The sequence below is a fragment of the Ulvibacterium sp. genome (assembly GCF_028285715.1).
Classification (GTDB): domain Bacteria; phylum Bacteroidota; class Bacteroidia; order Flavobacteriales; family Flavobacteriaceae; genus Ulvibacterium.
Genome location: NZ_JANQOO010000017.1, coordinates 646,333 through 666,665 on the forward strand (window position 1 = coordinate 646,333; position 20,333 = coordinate 666,665).

15 protein-coding genes and 1 tRNA gene are annotated in these 20,333 nt (G+C 42.1%); 9 read left to right on the plus strand and 7 right to left on the minus strand.

Annotated elements, in window-relative coordinates; genetic code table 11:
• The first annotated feature begins 5 nt into the window (after positions 1 to 5).
• The 5 genes from Q0993_RS09830 to Q0993_RS09850 all read left to right on the plus strand — a co-directional run bounded on the left by Q0993_RS09830 (position 6) and on the right by Q0993_RS09850 (position 4,715).
• Positions 6 to 947, plus strand: a complete 942-nt coding sequence (locus Q0993_RS09830; RefSeq protein ID WP_299532335.1) for a type IX secretion system membrane protein PorP/SprF — start codon at positions 6 to 8, stop codon at positions 945 to 947.
• Positions 948 to 958: 11 nt separating this feature from the next.
• The gene (locus Q0993_RS09835) at positions 959 to 2,890 is read left to right on the plus strand and encodes an OmpA family protein (RefSeq protein ID WP_299532338.1); all 1,932 of its coding nucleotides are present in this window, start codon (positions 959 to 961) and stop codon (positions 2,888 to 2,890) included.
• A gap of 25 nt (positions 2,891 to 2,915) precedes the next feature.
• Complete coding sequence (locus Q0993_RS09840; protein ID WP_299532341.1) at positions 2,916 to 3,422, plus strand: hypothetical protein; 507 nt, start codon at positions 2,916 to 2,918, stop codon at positions 3,420 to 3,422.
• Positions 3,423 to 3,495: 73 nt separating this feature from the next.
• Complete coding sequence (locus tag Q0993_RS09845) at positions 3,496 to 3,858, plus strand: hypothetical protein (RefSeq protein ID WP_299532344.1); 363 nt, start codon at positions 3,496 to 3,498, stop codon at positions 3,856 to 3,858.
• A gap of 98 nt (positions 3,859 to 3,956) precedes the next feature.
• Positions 3,957 to 4,715: a LytTR family DNA-binding domain-containing protein gene (locus Q0993_RS09850; protein WP_299532347.1), complete on the plus strand. Its 759-nt coding sequence runs from the start codon at positions 3,957 to 3,959 to the stop codon at positions 4,713 to 4,715.
• 86 nt (positions 4,716 to 4,801) lie between these two features.
• Here Q0993_RS09850 and Q0993_RS09855 read toward each other — a convergent pair.
• Positions 4,802 to 4,873, minus strand: a tRNA-Gln gene (locus Q0993_RS09855).
• Between the two features lie 278 nt (positions 4,874 to 5,151).
• On the opposite strand from Q0993_RS09855, the gene Q0993_RS09860 reads away from it, so the two are divergent.
• On the plus strand, positions 5,152 to 8,472 hold the full coding sequence (locus Q0993_RS09860) for a DUF2723 domain-containing protein (protein ID WP_299532349.1): 3,321 nt from the start codon (positions 5,152 to 5,154) through the stop codon (positions 8,470 to 8,472).
• A gap of 155 nt (positions 8,473 to 8,627) precedes the next feature.
• Here Q0993_RS09860 and Q0993_RS09865 read toward each other — a convergent pair whose 3' ends face one another.
• The 3 genes from Q0993_RS09865 to Q0993_RS09875 form a co-directional block, all read right to left on the minus strand.
• Entirely contained in the window at positions 8,628 to 8,924 is a 297-nt protein-coding gene (locus Q0993_RS09865; protein WP_299532351.1) for a co-chaperone YbbN, read from the minus strand.
• A 93-nt stretch (positions 8,925 to 9,017) separates the two neighbouring features.
• Complete coding sequence (locus Q0993_RS09870) at positions 9,018 to 10,247, minus strand: metallophosphoesterase (protein WP_299532353.1); 1,230 nt, start codon at positions 10,245 to 10,247, stop codon at positions 9,018 to 9,020.
• Between the two features lie 58 nt (positions 10,248 to 10,305).
• Entirely contained in the window at positions 10,306 to 11,028 is a 723-nt protein-coding gene (locus Q0993_RS09875) for a copper homeostasis protein CutC (RefSeq protein WP_299532355.1), read from the minus strand.
• 38 nt (positions 11,029 to 11,066) lie between these two features.
• On the opposite strand from Q0993_RS09875, the gene Q0993_RS09880 reads away from it, so the two are divergent.
• From Q0993_RS09880 to Q0993_RS09890, 3 genes are all read left to right on the plus strand, one after another.
• Positions 11,067 to 12,062, plus strand: a complete 996-nt coding sequence (locus Q0993_RS09880) for an isoaspartyl peptidase/L-asparaginase family protein (RefSeq protein WP_299532357.1) — start codon at positions 11,067 to 11,069, stop codon at positions 12,060 to 12,062.
• Positions 12,063 to 12,116: 54 nt separating this feature from the next.
• Complete coding sequence (polA, locus tag Q0993_RS09885) at positions 12,117 to 14,954, plus strand: DNA polymerase I (RefSeq protein WP_299532359.1); 2,838 nt, start codon at positions 12,117 to 12,119, stop codon at positions 14,952 to 14,954.
• A 132-nt stretch (positions 14,955 to 15,086) separates the two neighbouring features.
• A complete protein-coding gene (locus Q0993_RS09890; protein WP_299532361.1) occupies positions 15,087 to 15,416 on the plus strand; it encodes a T9SS type A sorting domain-containing protein in 330 nt (109 codons plus the stop codon).
• 19 nt (positions 15,417 to 15,435) lie between these two features.
• Here Q0993_RS09890 and Q0993_RS09895 read toward each other — a convergent pair whose 3' ends face one another.
• The 3 genes from Q0993_RS09895 to Q0993_RS09905 all read right to left on the minus strand — a co-directional run bounded on the left by Q0993_RS09895 (position 15,436) and on the right by Q0993_RS09905 (position 20,286).
• Complete coding sequence (locus Q0993_RS09895) at positions 15,436 to 17,850, minus strand: TonB-dependent receptor (RefSeq protein WP_299532363.1); 2,415 nt, start codon at positions 17,848 to 17,850, stop codon at positions 15,436 to 15,438.
• An 18-nt stretch (positions 17,851 to 17,868) separates the two neighbouring features.
• Positions 17,869 to 18,990, minus strand: a complete 1,122-nt coding sequence (locus Q0993_RS09900; protein WP_299532365.1) for a DUF4249 domain-containing protein — start codon at positions 18,988 to 18,990, stop codon at positions 17,869 to 17,871.
• Positions 18,991 to 19,140: 150 nt separating this feature from the next.
• Positions 19,141 to 20,286 carry a DUF4249 domain-containing protein gene (locus tag Q0993_RS09905; protein ID WP_299532367.1) on the minus strand — a complete coding sequence of 382 codons (1,146 nt, stop codon included), beginning with the start codon at positions 20,284 to 20,286 and terminating at the stop codon, positions 19,141 to 19,143.
• Positions 20,287 to 20,333 lie beyond the last annotated feature (47 nt).

Consider the following 20,333-nt stretch of genomic DNA (forward strand, 5'->3'; position numbering starts at 1 on the left):
ATACCATGAAAACAATCAATAACAATTGTATAAAAGCCATGTTCCTTTTCCTATTGGGAATGGCGCTTCCATTCTTTTGCTCTAGTCAGCAGGATTCGGAATATACCCAGTATATGTATAATACGGTAACGGTAAATCCGGCCTATGCCGGTAACAGGGGTGTACTAAGCTTCAACAGTCTCTATCGCTCTCAATGGACGGGGCTGAACGGAGCTCCCCAATCACTTACCTTCTCCGTGAACAGCCCAGTCGGGGAACGAGGGGTAGGCCTTGGACTTTCGGTCATCCACGATGAAGTGGGCCCATCCACCGAGAGCAATGTAACCGTTGATTTTTCCTATACAGTTCCATTGACCCTAAAGACCAACTTGTCCTTTGGGCTAAAGGGAGGAATGAACCTCCTAAATGTGGACTTCGGAAAATTGGATATCCGGGATCGGAGCGAATTGGAATTTTCTCAAAACATTGAGAATCGCTTTTCACCCAATGTTGGTCTAGGTGTTTATCTGCATTTTGACCATAGGTGGTATCTTGGGCTATCCTCCCCGAATATATTGTCCACAGATCATTATGACAGTGCCATTTCTTCCACAGCTTCCGAAAAAGCCCACTTTTATCTTATCGGGGGATATGTCTTTGACATCAATAGCGAACTTAAATTTAAACCAGCCTTCCTGACCAAAGCCGTAAAAGGCGCCCCTTTGGCCTTTGACGCGTCGGCCAACTTTTTAATCAATGATAGATTCACGGTAGGACTATCCTATCGCCTGGATGCCGCCATAAGCGCCTTGGTCGGTTTTCAAATAAACAATCGTTTTATGATAGGCTATTCCTATGACTACGATACCACGGAATTAGGCAATTACAATTCTGGTTCCCATGATTTCTTTTTACGCTTTGAGTTTACCAAAAGAACCATAAACTCCATAAACCCAAGATTCTTTTAAAACCCTCGATTATGAATACCTATCCAAAAATTCCATCTCTATATATTTTGTTTCTTTTCGTCTCATTTCTTACCAGTTATGGACAGGAAGTGAAATTGGACCGAGCTAATAAAAAGTATAAGGAATTGGCTTATATCGATGCTTCGGAAATCTATCTCGATTTGGCAGAATCGGGATACCGATCTGAAGAGCTTTTCAGAAAACTTGGAAACATTTATTATTTCAATGCCAAATATGTAGATGCCGCAAATTGGTATGGAGAATTGTTTTCATTAACCGAGAACCTGGATCCCATATACTATCTAAGATATTCACAATCCCTGAAAGCCATTGGCGATGAAGGACTGTCCATATATTGGTTCAATACCTACATCAAAAAAAATGGCAAGGTAAACGAGACCTATGGAAATGCCATAGACTATTTAAAGATTATAGAGGAAAACTCAGGAAGGTATACTATGAGGGCGGCCAAAATAAATTCCACAGGGGTCGATTTTGGAGCTTCCTTTCATAAAAAAAAGCTGGTCTTTGCCTCTACCCAGGACGTTACAAAAACAGGGAAACGTCTTAGTCCATGGGATGGACTATCTTATTTGGATTTGTTCGAATCCACCATAAGCAAGGATGGATCTCTTGGCGCGCCAACTAAACTTAAAGGGGATGTGAACACAAAGTACCATGAATCCAGTGCTGTTTTCACGGCGGATGGAACAACCATGTACTTTACACGTAATAATATAACACCCTCCAAGAATAAAAGAAAACAAGAGATCCAACATTTAAAGATCTACAGGGCAGAACTGGAGAATGGAAAATGGACCAATGTGGAAGACCTATCCATTAATGGCGACAACTATTCCAATGCACACCCCATTTTAAGCCCTAAGGAAGACAAACTTTATTTTGTTTCAAATCGTCCAGGGTCCTTGGGCTTCACCGATGTTTATACAGTGACCATAGACCGAGACGGCAATTTAGGTAGACCAAAAAATTTGGGGCCAAAAATCAATACGAAAGGAAGGGAATCCTTCCCATTCCTAACGCCTGATAATGAATTATACTTTTCTTCCGATGGCCATTACGGCTTAGGCGGTTACGATATTTTCTATGTGAAAATCAAGGAAGATGGCTCTTTTGGGAATCTTTTAAATGTAGGAAAGCCGCTGAACTCTTCCTTTGACGACCTCGCCTTTGCGATTATGGAAGACAGGGGTTATATAAGCTCCAATAGGCCCGGAGGTCTGGGCCATGATGATATCTATAGCTTTATAGAAACAGAAAAAATTAAGGATGTATTAAAAAGTAGGGTGTTTGGTGTGGTTACGGACAGGGAAACCGAAGAGCCTATAAAGAATACCTCGATTACCTTATATGACGAGGGAGATAATGTCTTTGTTGAGCTGGAAACGGATGAAAAGGGATTTTATGAGAGCGAAGTAGATATAAGTACATCCTACATCATTAAGGCCGAAAAAGAAAAATATGAATCCAAAGATGCATATTCCCAAAAAGGACAACAAGAACGTGAACACAACTTTGAACTAGATAAAAATGTAATTGATATTAAGGCGGGAGACGACATAGCCAAACTCTTCAATGTTATCATTTACTTTGATCTGGATAAATCCAACATACGCCCGGATGCCGCACTGGAACTGGAAAAAATTGTTTCGGTGATGAAGCTTCATCCCTCCATAAATATCGATGTAAGGTCTCATACCGATAGCCGTGCCAATGACATGTACAATATGGACCTTTCTGAAAGAAGGGCCAAATCCACCATAGATTATTTGGTAACCCGGGGAATTTCAAAGACAAGACTTACAAGTAAGGGTTATGGTGAAACCCAATTGGTGAACCATTGTTCCAATGGCGTCTCCTGTACAAAGGCCGAGCACCAGCTCAATCGAAGAAGTGAATTCATTGTTGAATTCGAAAAATAAAATCCAAACCCAAATAATAGTTCCCATGGAAGCACAAGCCCTTTTAAGAAACACAACACACAACTGGTTGTTATATCTCCAAAAATTTCTTTTTCCAACAAGCGATGTATTTGAAGTGGAAAATACCCTGCCCTACTACGACTATAAGGAATACAACTCGACCGAAAAACATGAAGAAGAGCCCTTGGAAGAGGATTATAATGGCCTATTGGTAAAGTATTTCATCAATCAGCACGGTCATTTATGGGTAAGGGATTATGAAATGACCCCTATCGGAGAGTACATACAAGAAAGACCTAAGGGGTTAGATCCCACAAAGGATCATTTCTATTATACGCTTGTAAACCAGGACCGTACCCTGGTTGCGCTCGGGGCTCTGCAGGAGTTGGATGCCTTCCCTTTTGCCGATGGTGCTTTTTTCGATATAGCCGTTCCGCTGAACAATGATGCAAAATGGTTAAAAATCTATAGGAACGGTAATCTGTTGTTATCGCATGTTATTCCGACTTCAGATTCATGTTTAACCTTATGACCGAACTCAATTTACTTCCCATTTCTTTATGCAAAACCTAGCATTCAATACTAACCATGTTTTATACGGTACTATGTTCGAAGCAGAAGGAAATTTTATAATCTATGATAAACAAGGGCCTTTGGGCAGCATTATTAAGCAATCTTTAAAAAAAACCAACATCAATGTCTTTCGATGCAAAAAGATTTTGAATATCGCGGATGCCCTTAAAAAGAAATCGGAGGTAAAGTTCCTTTTTATATTATTTGTCTATAATGAAGAATACGAATTGATCGATTGCATCGCACTGGCAAAATTTAACATCCCCATTGTTTTTGCCCCAATTGATAAGAACAGTTATGAAAGCTTAAAAAGAGTTAATGGAATTGAGGTAATGGACGTCTCCACCAGTAAAATTGAATATGTTTCCCAAATTGTGGATTTTCTAAAATTGTAGTTCCAGATAATTAAAACTATATTTAATCGTTAACTATGTAATTATTAGCCTTGTAAGATGTAATTTTAAGATAAAGTGCACTCCTTTTAAAATCCTTTATGATGACCATTGTACTAATAGACGATGATATATCGGACATAGAATATTGTAAGAAATCATTGGCCCAGAACTTTGACCGTTTTGATACGCCAAAGTGTTTTACCGACCCCTTGGAAGGTTTGGAATATCTAAATGAGCATCAACCGGACTTGCTCATTGTTGATGTTGAAATGCCAAATATGACCGGTTTGGACCTAATGAAACACCTAAAGTCTCCAAATACAGAGGTAATCTTTAGTACGGCGCATGATAAGTTTGCCATAGAGGCCTATAGAAATTTTGCACTCGGCTTTTTACTCAAGCCTTACAGCCAAGCAGAATTTATCGCTGTCATTACCAAGGCATTACAACGGTTGACGAATGGCCAAAAAAAGAATGTCAACAGTAAGCTACTCTTGGATATGCTTGCTTTGGAAAATAAAAAAATTGCCATACCCACCTTGGGATGCACCTATTTTGCCAATATCTCGGATGTCATAAGGCTAGAAAGCGTAGAGGGTTATGCCAAAATATATTTGCAGGACGGGAATATTCATCTGAGTTCCTATGGCATCAAATTTTTTGAAAATTCCCTAACACCGCCTTTGTTTTTTAGGGCGCATAAGTCCCATTTGGTCAACATTCAGAAAATAAAGAAGTTTTTTCCGGACGGCACATTGATCCTTGACACTGGAGAACGCATTCCTGTAGCAAGAAGGAGAAGAACAAGTTTATTGGAGCTTTTTGACAATCAGGGTTTGGGAACTAATGTGGCCTAAAAAATACTTCGTAAGTAATTAGAAGATATCCTTAGTCTCTATTTTTTTACAAAAAATCCCGGTAAAAACCGGGATTTTCTACTTTGTTGGCCCACTAGGACTCGAACCTAGAACGACTGGACCAAAACCAGCTGTGTTGCCAATTACACCATGGGCCAATTCCAAAAAAACATACCGAATCAAGTTCAGTATAAGAGCGTGCAAATTTAAAACAAAGTTTGGTTTGCACAAACATTTTTACGGACAATCCACCAAATTTGGACCAGTTCAAACTGTTAATCCTTTATAAAAAATATACCCTGGTCTAGGTTAGATTTAGTAAATTCGCCGTTATTGTTGCATTGTATAAAACCTATCCTGTTCATAGCGGGATTCGTTTAGCCCGAGGTTTTGAAATTGAATTTTGAGGCCAGGGTTTACCAAAACCACGGATTGCATGTTTGCAAAAAACTTCGAGAAATGGGACACCATCTTAGGATGGGTCGTTTTTTTTATAGCCTTTATTACCTATGCCATTACCGTTGAGCCCACCAGTAGTTTTTGGGATGCCGGTGAATACATTGCCACATCGGCCAAATTACAGGTAGGGCATCCACCGGGAGCTCCTTTGTTGCAGATGATAGGAGCCTTCTTTGCCATGTTTGCCCTAAGCCCGGATCAAGTAGCAAGAATGGTCAATTCCGTTTCGGGTGTTTCCAGTGCCTTTACCATTCTTTTCATGTTTTGGACCATAACCAATCTTACCCAAAAACTAATAGGGAAAAATGGTCCCCTTACCAATGGCAAGGCTATCGCCATACTGGGAAGTGGTTTGATTGGTTGCCTGGCCTTTACCTATTCCGATAGTTTTTGGTTCAATGCGGTTGAGACCGAAGTATATGCAATGGCAAGTTTTATCATGGCGCTTTTACTCTGGCTGGGATTAAAATGGACGGACAGCCTAGACAGTCCCCGGGGGAATAAATGGTTGGTGTTGATTTCTTTTGTTGTAGGGCTTACCTTCGGTATCCAGTTTATGGGCTTTCTGGCAATTCCGTCTATTGGTCTGCTTTATTACTTCAAGAAGTACAAAACTACCACGGTAAAGAATTTTTTAATCGCCAATGTCTTGGTCATAGCCATATTGATGTTGGTCTATAAATTTTCATTGACCTATGTGCTGAAACTCTTTGGTTGGAGCGAGGTCTTTTTCATCAATAGCATTGGACTACCTTTTAATTCGGGCACCATCATTATGGGACTTATTTTTGCAGCCGCCTTCTATTTTGGTCTTAATTATACCCGAAAGAACAATTTTAGGACTGCTAATACCCTGGTCCTTTGTCTTATGTTTCTTTTTCTGGGCTTCTCCTCATGGCTTATGCTGCCCATTAGGGCCAATGCCAATGTAGTTATCAATGAGAACAATCCAGCTGATGCCAGGGCCTTATTGGCGTATTACAACAGGGAACAATATCCCGGGGTAGACAGTCCCGTATTCGGCACCTATTACTCCGATATTTTTGCCCCTCCAGGGGAAGACAAGGATGAAGCTCCAAAGTATGAGAAAGATGAAAAACTGGGCAAATATGTTATCGTAAACTATTACGAGGACGCGTTACAGGGCCCCAATCCGGATCATGTGGGTATCCTTCCCCGATTGTGGAGCGGACAGCATGCGGAAAATTATATGCGTTATTTTGGACCGCTGGACTTTAAGATGACCCAATCCAATGATGAACTACGCAGGGCAGTGAACCAAGTCAAGGATGGGTATGCCAATGGCGAAATAGATGCTGAACAATATATAAGCTTCCTGAAACGATTTAGTGAATACATAGAGGTGCAACCACCTACCCTTTGGCAGAATATCAAATATATGTTGGAGTTTCAATTTGGCTATATGTATTGGCGCTATTTCATGTGGAACTTCACAGGGAAAACGAACGATGTGCAGGGTAGATATGATGAAAATGGCCGGTGGCTTTCGGGGATCCCTATTGTGGATAGCTGGTTTTTAGGAAGCCAGGACAACCTACCTAGTGAAGTTTTGGAGAATAAGGGTCGAAATACGTATTTCTTCCTGCCCTTGATTTTGGGAATCATCGGTATCCTCTTCCAAATCTCAAAGAACCCCAAACAGTTCTGGGTACTCTTTATATTCTTTATGTTTACGGGCATCGCTATTCAGTTTTATACCAACCCCTATATCTTTCAACCTAGGGAGCGGGATTATTCCCTAGTAGGTTCTTTTTACATTTTTGCGCTTTGGATCGGATTGGGCGTATATGGGCTGTTTGATGAATTCAAGAAGTGGTTGAGCCCAAAAATCCTGGCACCCGTTGTTGTTGTGATATGCCTTCTTGCCGTACCCACGGTTATGGCCGTACAAAACTGGGACGACCATGACCGGTCCAATCGCTATACCGCATGGTCATCGGCCCGGGCCTATTTGGATTCCTGTCAAAAGGATGCTGGGGCCATATTGTTCACTATTGGGGACAACGACACCTTTCCGCTATGGTACGCTCAGGAAATAGAAGGCTTTAGAACCGATGTCCGAATTGTTTGTACTAGCCTGTTCGAAACGGATTGGTATGTAGATCAGATGAAACGTAAGGCCTATGACAGTGAACCCATACCATCGCAAATAGCACATGACAAATATCGTTGGGGTTCCCGGGATGTGCTCTATTATCAGGGGCTTACGGACAGTAGATGGAATGTAAAGGACTTCATTGACTGGTTGGATAGCGATAAACCTCAGACCAAGCTAAGGCATATACTACAAAAGCAAGGTGCCGATATTGAGCAGTATTCGGAAAACTTTTTAAATACAGTCTATTATCCTACTAATAAAATCCGTATTCCGGTAAACAAGAAAAATGCATTGGAAAGTGGCCTGGTAAAGGCGAAGGATTCCGCATTGATGGTGGATTATATTGATATTGATCTTCCCCAGAGTGCCATTACAAAGAAGAGTATGATGATGTTGGACATTATGGCCAACAACGACTGGAGAAGACCTATATACTTCTCCGGTGGAAGTTTTGACGATGCCGAATTCATTTGGATGAAGGATTATCTACAGTTGGATGGCCTGGCCTATAAACTGGTGCCCATTAAAACGGAACGTAGAAATTCCTTTGAGATGGGACGTATAGATACCGAACTCATGTACGATATAGTGACCCATTGGGAATGGGGCAATTCTGGCCGTTCGGATATTTACCACGATACGCAGACCAGGATCCAGGGACTCACATTTAGAAGCAACCTTGCACGATTGATGGAAGAACTCATTAAGGAAGAAAAAATCGATAAGGCCAAGGCTATTATTGAAATTGCGATGACCAATTTGCCGGTGGATCATTTTGGGTATTATACTTTTGTAGAGCCCTTTGTGGATGGTTATTACAGGGTCGGCGAAACCACCAAGGCAAGGGAACTCTTTAATAAATTGAAAACAAAATATCAAGAACGTTTGGAGTACTATGCCGGGGTGCCCTTGGATGAGCAATACGACCATATTGATGATATCATTGCAGACATGGAAGGATATAGAAGAAACATTGATATTCTTATCACCAATAATGATCGGGAATTATCGGAAAAGGAAACCTTGATATTTAACGAGTACATTGATAAGTTCGCCCATTTTTATAGGGACGATATGCTGGATGAAGGTACGGACGCCGAAAGTGATCCAGACCTTAGGGATACCATGCCCCTATCGGACAGTACTTCCACTGATAGTTTAGAATCCCAAAGTGAATAAAATACCGTTGCCTCTACTGAACAAAGTTAAGCGACTTTTCTTTTCAGGTAAAGTAATGTGATTGTTTTGGCGGGTTTGGAAGCAGTCCTGATTTTGAAGATGTATTAGGACAAAAAGCAAAGGGTGGTTCTATTTTGCCCCGTTTATTGACCTATTTACACATATTCGTTAAGTATCCCAATAAGTGTGTTGGCGTCCTGCTCCCCACTTTGTCGCCAAACCATTTCACCTTTTTTATAAATCATTAAAGTGGGTAATCCCTTAACGCGTAGCGCCTGGGAAAGTTCTTTGTTTTTATCCACATCGATCTTTATTACCTTTCCCTTATCGCCCAAGGCGGCGGCCACATCCCTAAGAACAGGATGCATGGCGGTGGATTGCTCGTTCCACTCTGCATAAAAATCCAAAAGGACCGGAACGTTTACGTCTATAAGTTCACCAAATTTAGACATATGTAAATCATTGGGTTATGCGCCAAATGTAGTAAAATTTGTTAAAAAACACTTGGAAACCCTTGTTTTTATAGTCGGTAACGAAGGTTAAAATCATGTTAAGATTTTCTTTTTAAGAGTGATTACGGAAATCTCAGGCCAAATCCCTACCCGGCCTGGATACCCGATAAACCCAAATCCCCGGTTTACGTTGATGAATTGACCCATTTCCTTATAAATTCCCGCCCAATATTTATAGCGCCATTTTACCGGACTCCATTTGACCCAGCCCGGTATTTCTATCCCAAATTGCATTCCGTGGGTATGGCCGCTGAGTGTTAGGTGATAATGATATTCATGGGGTATTACCACGTCTTCCCAATGCGACGGGTCATGGCTCAGCAAAATCTTAAAATCATCCTCAGATATCGTTTGTATGGCCCTGTTAAGGTCGCCCGCTTTTTTAAATCCACCACGTCCCCAATTCTCCACACCTACAAGTGCAATTTTATCTCCGCCTTTTTGCAGGTATGTACTTTCATTGAGCAAAAGATTAAAACCCATATCTTTCTGCAATCGTTTAAGCTCTTCCAGATTCTCCCTTTTTTGTGCTGCGGTAGGCCATGGTACGTAATCGCCATAATCATGATTTCCTAAAATGGAATACTTCCCGTCCTTCGCCTCGAGTTGCGCAAAGATATCCTTCCATGGATACATTTCCTCAGCTTTATTGTTCACCATATCCCCAGTAAAGAAAATGACATCACTGCGCTGCTGATTGACCAGGTTGACGGCATATTGCACCATCTCCTTATTGTCAAAACTACCGCTATGTATGTCGGATAGCTGTGTAATCTGGTAGCCATCAAAGGCATCGGGCAAGTCTTCAAATTCCAAATCATATTTCAATACCTGGTAATTGTACTTCCCACGATACATGCCGTACAACAACGCTCCAAAAGGTACGGCCGCAATGCCCAGGGCAATAAGGCTTAGAAATCGTCTTCTTTCGGGTAGGCTGAACTCTCTTGAACTTCCAAAAAACTTGTGATACGTGCCGGCCAGCAAACGGAAAATATCCTCGGAAAAAAGAAAAATAATCGTAATAAACTGAAACGTGAGCACAGTAATCAAAAAACCAAAGGCATAACTTTTTGAGCGACTCAACACTCGACCCTCGGTCTCTCCCCAGGTAAACTGGTATACAAAATTACCAAGGACCAAAATGGAAATGACCATGAAAAGATAGTATACCCAGGGAAAACGGGTGGCGGTTTTTAGGGCCTGTAAGGTATACAATCCAAGGACAATATATATGGCGATAAAAATAATCCAACGTAGCATTTAATACTTTTTTTGCAAAGATATCCCCAACAGCATACTTAAGGTTATGAATTGGGACTTATTTGGCTTCATTTATAATATGACGGACAATATCCAAATCCGTTACGGTAATCTCGTCATCTTTTAATTTTGATTGGGAATACATCGGTAAAAGAGGCGTAGTTTTGAGCTTTTTTATCGAAGTGCTTCCAGAGAGATGAACGGCCTTGAAGTTTCTCTTTTTAAATTCCTGCACATTTCCCATTCCAATCCCTCCACCGGGCAAAATAGTACAAGTAGTTGCCTTTTCGTATAAACGTGTCAGTAATTCGATCCCTTCCAAAGCCGATATTTTTTGTCCTGAGCTTAGTAAAGTCTGTACTCCCAAATGCTCTAACTTCCCAAAAGTAGAAATTGGGTCCCGGACCCAGTCGAACGCCCGGTGGAAAGTAAAGTGGAGTCCGCCTGAAGCTTCGATCAAGGAACGGGTGCGTTCCTCATCCAAGGTAAAATCTCTATGCAAAACCCCAGCAACGATTCCCTCAAAACCCAGGTCCCGACAAATTGCTATATCCTTTTTCATAATCTCAAATTCCAGGTCAGAGTAGGTAAAATCACCACTTCTGGGCCTAATAAGGACGTGTACTGGAATGGAGATATGTGCTTTTATACTCTTCAACAACCCATACGAAGGGGTAATACCGCCTACCGCCAATTCCGAACACAACTCTATCCTATCCGCCCCGCCCATTTCTGCGTTTAAAGCCGATTGCAAGGAATTTGCACAAATTTCCACCAACATATTTATGTATATTTAAGGCTGTAATTTACCAATAAAACATGCAACGAAGAACCTTTCTTAAGAATTCGGCGACCGGTACAGCCGGACTTGTATCCTCCTCTGTTTTGGCGTCCTGTGGTGAGATGGACAAATCAGTGAAAGCATTGCCCCAGGAAATGGAAAACGTACGCCCAATTGTCATTTGTACATGGGATTTCCACAATGCTTCGGCCAAGGCTTGGGAAGTCTTAAAAGACGGAGGCAGTTCCTTGGATGCCGTTGAAATGGGGGTTAAGGTAGAGGAAGCTGATATTGAAAATCAGACCGTGGGAGTGGGCGGACGCCCGGACCGGGACGGAAAAGTTACCCTGGATGCCTGTATTATGGACAAGAATGGTAACTGTGGCGCCGTACTATGCATGCAAAACATAGCCCATCCGATATCCGTGGCCCGCATGGTTATGGAGGAAACACCTCATGTTATGCTTGCTGGAAAAGGGGCGGAACAATTTGCCATGGAGCAAGGTTTTAACAAGACCGACCTTCTCACGGAAAAATCAAAAAAGGAATGGATGGAATGGAAAAAAACCTCCAAATATCAACCCATCATCAATATAGAAAATCATGACACCATAGGGATGCTGGCCATCGACAAAAACGGGGACCTTGCCGGTGCCTGTACCACCAGTGGAATGGCTTATAAATTGGCCGGACGCGTCGGGGACTCCCCCATTATCGGGGCCGGACTTTTTGTGGATAATGCAGTGGGCGCAGCCACCGCAACAGGTGTTGGTGAAGAAGTGGTGCGTACCGTAGGCAGTTTTCTAATCGTAGAACTTATGCGGCAAGGTAAGTCTCCACAAGAAGCCTGTGAGGAAGGCGTAAAACGTATTATTGAAAAAAACAGGAATAAACTCGACTTCCAAATTGGGTTTATCGCCATCAACAAAAAAGGGGAAACGGGTGGCTATTGCATTCAACCCGGTTTTACCTACAGAACGTTTTCAAAGGCCGGACATGTAAATAACCCTTCCGATTCATATATCACCTCCTAATACCTTTGAACGGAAATAATATTCGTAGTTTTAATTCTTCAAAGAACAACTGATATGGCCGAACAAAAACGACTCTTTTTATTGGATGCCTACGCCCTTATTTTTCGGGGTTACTATGCTTTGATAAAAAATCCCCGTATCAACTCCAAAGGAATGGATACTTCTGCCATAATGGGGTTTATGAATTCTCTCTTTGATGTCATCAAGAGGGAGAAACCAGACCATTTAGCAGTATGCTTTGACAAGGATGGAAGCGCGGAACGTACGGAAATGTTCGCCGATTACAAGGCCAATCGGGATGAGACCCCAGATGCCATAAAGATTGCCGTGCCCTATATTCAAGATATCTTAAAAGCGATGCATATTCCCGTGGTGGAACTTTCCGGGCTTGAAGCCGATGATATCATTGGCACTTTGGCTAAACAAGCCGAAAAGGAGGACTATAAAGTCTTTATGGTAACTCCGGATAAGGATTTTGGGCAATTGGTATCGGAAAACATTTTTATGTACCGCCCGGCTCGAATGGGAAATGGTATTGAAATATGGGGAATCCCAGAGGTGCAAAAGCGTTTTGGGGTAAAAAGGCCCGAGCAGGTTATTGACTATCTCGGTATGATGGGCGATGCCAGTGATAATATTCCCGGCCTACCCGGTGTAGGTGATAAGACCGCCAAGAAATTTATAGAGGAATTCGATTCTATGGAAGGCCTATTGGCCAATACCGATAAATTAAAGGGCAAGATGAAGGAAAAGGTAGAAGCCAATGCCGAGCTCGGTATCCTCTCCAAAAAACTGGCAACGATCTGCATCACTTGTGATGTTCAATTTGATGCGAAAGATTACCAACTTTCAGTCCCCGACAGTGAAAAGGTGCAGGAGATTTTTGAGGAATTGGAGTTCCGAAGGTTAAAAGATCAATTCATAAAAATCTTTTCCGGTGAGATAGAGGAAACGCAGACGCCGGTAAGCAGCACGGAAACAGCAAAAAAACAAGTACAGCCCGCCGGTAGTGGCCAATTTTCCCTTTTCGGGAATGACGGGGCCAGCCCAGCTGCCACCATCAAGGAAGTGTCCAGCCGAAAGAGCATTAAAGACGTTTCCCATGTCTACCAAAGTGTTGCTCCCGGAATGGCCATGAAACTGTTTCTACAAAACCTAATGAAGCAGGATGCCGTGTGTTTTGACACCGAAACTACTGGAATAAATTCATTGACCGCCGAGCTCGTGGGCATTGCCTTCTCATGGGAGCCCGGTAAGGGATTTTACATTCCCTTCCCGGAGGAAAGGGACAAGGCACAGGAAATCATAGAGCAATTGCGTCCCTTTTTTGAATCGGAGGCCATAGAAAAAATTGGACAGAATCTAAAGTATGATATTAAGGTTCTGTACAAGTACAATGTAAAGGTGAAAGGAAAATTTTTCGACACCATGTTGGCACATTACCTAATCAATCCGGATATGCGCCACAATATGGATGTCCTTTCGGAAACCTACCTCAACTATACCCCTGTCTCCATTACCGAACTCATTGGCAAAAAAGGGAAGAACCAATTGAGCATGCGCGATGTTCCTCTGGAGCAACAGACCGAATACGCCGTAGAAGATGCGGATATCACTTTTCAATTGGCACAACACTTTAGGCCCGAATTGGCGGAAGCCAAGACGGAAGACTTGTTCAATACCATTGAAATACCATTGCTCCGTGTATTGGCCGATATGGAACTTGAAGGCATCAATCTGGACGAGGCATTCCTAAAATCCCTTTCCGAGGAACTCAACAACGATATTGCAACGCTGGAAAGCAAGATTTACGAAGCTTCGGGAGAACAATTCAATATCGCCTCCCCAAAACAATTGGGTGAAATCCTCTTTGATAAAATGAAACTGGTGGATAAACCTAAAAAGACCAAGACCGGGCAATATTCCACTTCGGAAGACGTGTTGTCCTATTTGGCCAAGGACCACCAGATCATTCAGGATGTGTTGGATTATCGCGGACTTTCCAAATTAAAAAGCACCTATGTAGATGCGCTTCCGGAGCAAGTAGAAGCTTCTACAGGACGGGTCCATACGGATTATATGCAAACCGTTGCCGCCACCGGAAGATTAAGTAGTAATAATCCCAACTTACAGAACATTCCCATCCGAACGGAAAGAGGCCGGGAAGTTCGGAAAGCTTTTGTACCACGGGATGAAAATTACACCTTACTGGCTGCGGACTATTCCCAGATAGAACTTCGTATCATTGCAGCCCTTAGTGAAGAAACTACGATGATAGAGGCCTTTAAAAATGGAGAGGACATCCACGCCTCCACGGCTTCGAAAGTATTCAATGTGCCTATTTCGGAAGTAACACGGGAACAGCGAAGCAATGCCAAAACCGTGAATTTTGGGATTATCTATGGTGTTTCCGCCTTTGGCTTAAGCAACCAAACAGATCTTAGCCGTTCAGAGGCTAAGGAACTCATAGACACCTATTACAAAACTTACCCCAAACTGCGGAACTACATTAGCGATCAGATTGATTTCGCCAGGGAACATGGGTATGTACAGACTGTTTTGGGCAGAAGACGCTATTTAAAGGATATTAATGGCAGTAATCAAGTAGTACGTGGGGCCGCAGAACGGAACGCCGTGAATGCCCCTATCCAAGGTAGTGCCGCGGACATCATTAAAATTGCCATGATCAACATCCACCAAAAACTTATCGAGGGCAATTACAAGACCAAGATGCTACTTCAAGTACACGATGAACTGGTCTTTGATGCCTACAAACCGGAACTGGAAACATTAAGACCGCTTATCCAGTCCGAAATGGAAAGCGCTTATGAGCTTGCTGTTCCCTTGGATGTTGAGCTCGGGGAAGGAAATAATTGGTTACAGGCGCATTAGCAAACCGGTCAAAATGTTAACATGCGTTAATTATTCTTTTTTGGCCATTAAAAACCGGGTTTTACAACAATGATTTGTTCGGAATAATAGCCTGGGATACTTTTGTCGATGTATTCTACGGATATTTCGGCTATGAAAAAACTTATCCTTATACTTGGTCTGTTTTTCTTTACGGTATTGGGTCATTCCCAAGCAGGGAACTCCGAACAAATTGCCGTGCAAGCCAAAATAAAGTTGTTTCCCAACCCGGCGACCAATGTAATCAACGTTTTAGGTTTGGAAAATAGTGATAGGGCCCATATTTTAATTTCGGATATTTACGGGAATCCTGTTCTGCAACACCAATGGAAAATCAAGAACAATGCATTGAGCATACCCGTGGCACATCTTGAAAAAGGGGTTTACCTTATCATTATTAATTCATTGGAGCAAAAAGTCCGTACAAAATTCTACAAACAATAAGGCACACAAGTGTCCAAAGCTAATCGAAAACAAAATTGTAGGTAACGGCAAATAAGGGGCTGTTAAGTACTGAAAGCTCATAGGTCCCCAAGGGGCTCCCTAAAAACACATCGGCGTCCACGCCATCTTGCCGCTGTGCATAATATAAGTTCAAGGGGTTTCTGCGGCTGTAGACATTGTAAATGGTAAATGTCCAATCCCCTACCCATCTTCTATTGGGATTTCTCCCATACTTCACCTTCCACGAAAAATCCAAACGGTGATAGGGTCTTAGACGTGCATTATTTCTTTCCAAAAAGATAGGCACATTAATATCCTCCAACGCAAAAACACTATTGGCAACGGTATAAGGTCTTCCGCTTTGGGCCGTAAAATTGAAGCTCCATGTATTGTATTTGTCCCCTTCAAAGTTGATGGTACCATTGAATACGTGCGGACGGTCAAAGTCAGAAGGAAACTGTTGGTTGTTGTTAACTCGATCTGCCAGCCTTTCGTTAAAGGAACGCAAAAAACTACGGGACCAAGTATAGTTGAACCAACCATTAAGCTTCCCTTTGGGTTTCTTAAAGCTAAGTTCCACTCCATAGGCCTCGCCTTCCGCCTGTACCACATCCCTTTCCAAAAACTCTTCAAGGAAAAAATCTGCCCCGGGCTTATAGGTCAGATTGTTCTTTGATTTTCTATAATAGCCTTCCAGGCCGATCTCCACACCACTTTCCTCTAGGTTCTTATAAAAACCAAGACCGTAACTATCACTTTGTTGTGGTTCAATATTTGGATCAGCGGTTTTCCAACGGGATGTTGGCAAAGGGGTAGTTGTGTTGTAAATATTTTGAAGATATTGGTTTAGTCTGGCATAACTGGCTTTCAGCGACATTGTTTCACCAAGTTTATAGTTAATTCCCAATCTGGGATCTAGGCCATTATAGGTCTTTACGCCAGCGCCTTTCTCAAAAAATTGGGTACTTAACAAGGCACCCGAATTCTCATCAAAAGTGGCTTGCGTATAAGGTCCTACGAACACAAAATGGTTGAAACGAAGCCCGGCAGAAATGGTCAAATCCTCGGTCGCATTCCAATTTACGTTACCAAAGCCGGCAAATTCATAACTGGTTTCCGATTCCAAGGTAACTGGAATGATACTATTCCCTGTTCCTGGGTCCAAATTTCCGGGTTCAATGTTATATCTATTCGCTTGAATACCACCATAATATTCCAGCCTATCATTTATTCTTTTGGAATATTCGGAAATAAAACTTAAATAATTGATCCTGGACTCAAACACTATATCGTTGTTACTATCCCTTTCTGGAAAGATGGTCTTCGGTGTATAGTCGCTTATTACAAAAATGTTCCGCAGATTGGACTCATCACCAAAGGTATGTATCCAATTGAGCGTACCGTTCAACGTCTGAAAGTCATATTGATTGCTACTGGCATTGATATTCTCTATTTGGGTAATCAAATCCAACTGGTAAAAGTCCTTGCTGTAAAATCCTGTAAAGGAAATCTGATCATTTTCCGTGGGCAGGTACAATAATTTCATTGTACCATCGTAGAAATTGGCTTTGGTATCTTCCAGTCGCTCAGAAAAGAGCGGCAACAAAAAATCGGTAAACCCGGCCCGGCCCCCAATGTTGAGGAGCAACTTATCCTTAATAATAGGTGTTTCTAATGATAGCCTACTGGATACAATGCCTACTCCTCCATTCAACTTAAACTTATCCGTATATGGGTTTTTCACCTTAATATCCAATACCGAGGTAGACCTGCCCCCGTAACGAGCCGGAATATTGGCCCTATACAAATCTACGGAAGAAATGGCATCCGGGGTAAAAACGGAAAAAAGCCCGAATAAATGGGTAGGATTAAAAACCGGGGCATAATCATACAACACCAAATTTTGGTCCAAAGATCCTCCGCGGACGGATATTCCGTTACTGATCTCGCCGGCATTATTGACTCCGGCCAAAAGTGTCATCCCGCGCAATACATCGAACTCACCAACGGCCGCCGGTATTTTTTTCAGTTCTTGGGAGGTCAATTTCAAAGCTCCCATTTGAGGGGTTTCAATATTTTCCAGAACACGCTTGGCCCTTACCACTACTTCGGACAATTGCTCTTCCTCTTCATATAATTGTACTCGGATAATTTGACTTTGATCAAGTACCACGGTTCGAATATCATCTTTAAAGCCTATAAAGGAAATCGTAACTTGATAGGTGTTTTCCGGAAGATTAATGGAGAACCTTCCCGACCTATTTGTGATACCTCCACAGTTGCAGGGTCTTATGGAGATTTGGGCATTGTCCATAGGCAGTCCGGTTGCCTGGGCCAACACTTCAAAGGACATGGCATACTCCTGTGATCTAACCACTGAGCCCAGGCAAATAAAAAAGATGGAAGTCAGTACTAATTTTGGTTTTAATGACATATTGGTCTAGGTTTGGCACTATTGGTCGATCCAAGCTTCTGGACGAATCGCAGTTCTAAATCTTGTTTCGCCACAGGGCGCAGAGATGGTTGCTGGAGGAGGTAAGGGAGAGTTAAAGGTAGGTTCCAACAGTATAGGGTCCCTTCCATCCAATGCCTCCTCATTTATAAATGTTCTATCAATAAAAATAGAGGCCGCCGAGGTTGCTGCAGCGGTAAACCTACCAAATACAAACTCTTCACTATCTTCCGGATTAAACATATTTCCGACCAAACCGGCCGGAGGAGGTGCATTGAGCCCACTGTTATTGTCTACAAGGTCTTTCAATACCTTATAGTACTCATGGGCCGAAGATGAAATCGCAAACTGCTGTACCTCGATTACCATATCCTCTTTGGTATATAACAAGGCATTGCCAATGGAAAAATCGGTTATGGCACGACCATTCGAAAATTCGTCCTGAAAAATTGGAATGCTTTCGGGGAAACGAATTCGCCAACAATCCGTTTGGCAGGGATAATCATAATAGGGTTGAAGACCTCCTACATTTCTGGGAAGGGGTTGACATTCGCCGTTACGAAAATAAGATTCCCTGCATTTTTCACAGATATTCAGATTTTCATAACTACGGTAGCTCCAATAGTAATAATTGCCTTCTTCCGGAGGATCATCAAATGAAACGAAGATTTCGTGACCGGGCACAAATTTTCCTCCAAAAATTTCCCTAAACTCCAATTCGGCATCATACTCCACATTTAAATCTGTAATCGGCACCGGATCTAAAACTTTTTCTATCTGGGAGGAAAATCTTTTGCCACTGGGCATTCGTATGTTCAGCATCCAACTTTCCCCAGGGGCAACAGTAAAATCCTCAGGAGGCACATAGGCCTCCGTTATTTCCGTAAGCGGAACAATTTCCCCATTGTCGGTATTCTCAAAACTTACCGAGGCCCCTTCCACAAAATTTACGACATACACGTTAAATTCAATCGCAGATTCGCTTATGGAGACAAAGGAAACCCCAGGTTCGGTAGAGGCAAAACCCTCTATAAAAATAAGTCCCTCGCGCAATTCAAAATCCGGCTCTATGGGATCAATACAACTGTTGAATAGAGCAACAACAATTATTGGGAAAAACAATACTTTATGTTTCGGATATTTTAAATGCATGTAGGAAATTTCCAGAATCTCAATATAAGGCAAAATGACTACTAGGACAATGGTAAAAGTCAGTTTTAACTAAAAAAGAAATCTCTTGGAATTATTCGGGTACTAAATCCATTTTTGGAACTATTGCTCAATCCATCCATCTGGAGGCAAGGCTGTTCTAAACCTGGTTTCCGAACATGGGGCAAAATTGGTTATTGGTGGCGGTACCGGATCAAACATATCTTCTAAAATTATGGGGTCTCTTGGTTCCAGGGCTTCTTCGGCAATTCGGCTGCGCTCAATGAATGCCGACACTACGGAAGTTGAGGCAGCCGTGAAACGGCCAAAAACAAAATCCTCGGAATCATTGGGGTTTGTTATGTTGCCTACCAAAGGCGCAGGAGGTGGCGCATTCAGCCCCGCATTGTTATCTACAATATCTTTTAATACTTTATAATAATCGTAAGCTGCTGCATTTATGGAAAATTGCTGTACCTCCACTACCATATCTTCATAAGTATATAAAGGCAGGTTACCTACAGTAAGTTTTGATATTGGTAGGCCATTGGAGAATTCATCACTAAAGACCGAAATACCTTCAGTGTATCGTATACGCCAACAATCGGTTTCACAGATATATAAATAAAAAGGAGGTAGACCACCCACGCCATTGGGCATTATGCATTCCCCATTTCTGAAATATCCCTCAAAACACTTCTCACAGAAATCCAAATCTTCAAAAGTTCGATACGTCCAGTAATAATAGTTCTCCCTATCGGATGGGTCATCAAAGCTCACAAGAGCCCGATGCCCTGGGATAAACCGCCCCCCTCCGATTTCTCGAAATTCAAGTTCTGGATCATATTCTATTTCCAAATCTAAAATAGGTACGGTCGGCAACACTTTTTCCCCAGTTGAAGTGTAGTTGGTACCATCTGAAAGAACAATATTTAACTTCCACTCCTCCCCCTCACGGACAACAAAACTTGCAGAAGGTAAATATTGCCCTTCAACTTCTACCAAGGTTTCCTCATCCCCGGTTTCAAGGTTTATAAAACTTACGGTGGCCCTTTCCTCAAAATTGACCGTATTTCTTCCAGATTCCTGTGCAAACCTGTTTATTATAACAAAAGAGGCCCCAGGCATGGTAGAAGCAAAACCTTCTATAAATACAGAATCTTCAACGAACTTAAACTCAGGTTCAACGGGGTCCACACATCCGATAGGGACTATAAAAGCAATCCGTAGAAAAAGAATGCGTAAAAGCGGTTGGGGGACCTTGATCATTTTGATAGTTTAAAGTAAAGATATTAGAAACTAAGCTAAAGCGTGTT